Genomic DNA, 387 nt, shown 5'->3' on the forward strand with positions numbered 1-387 from the left:
CTATGCGCTCGACAGGCAAGACGTCGATATCAGCCTGATCGGAACACCGAATTATCCAGGGCCGGCAGCGCTGCATCAGGAGCAGGACAGCACGCAAGCTGTGGGCTGCCAGCTCGGCGATCCCCAGGGAACCAGGACCATTGTCGTCGCAGGCGATTCACACGCAGCACAATGGATCCCTGCCATCGACAAGATTGCCAGGGACCGCAAGTGGAAATTGGTCACCTTCACCAAGGCTGCATGCCCTTTCACCCTTGCCGCTGTGACGGATGACGGTAAGCCGTATGAGCCTGCGCAACATGGCGCGACAACGTTCTCGCCGAGATCAGGAAATTGCGGACAGACCTGATGTTCACCAGCCAGTCTCGCTATTCCGACACACCGGAG

At 58.9% G+C, this 387-nt stretch carries 1 protein-coding gene; it reads left to right on the top strand.

The window, feature by feature from the left end; genetic code table 11:
• On the top strand, positions 1 to 349 hold a 349-nt coding region (locus EOC94_RS34305), incomplete at its 5' end, for an SGNH hydrolase domain-containing protein (RefSeq protein WP_281032988.1).
• Positions 350 to 387: the final 38 nt, after the last annotated feature.

The sequence above is a fragment of the Mesorhizobium sp. M6A.T.Ce.TU.016.01.1.1 genome (genome assembly GCF_003997065.1).
In the GTDB taxonomy this organism is placed as follows: domain Bacteria; phylum Pseudomonadota; class Alphaproteobacteria; order Rhizobiales; family Rhizobiaceae; genus Mesorhizobium; species Mesorhizobium mediterraneum.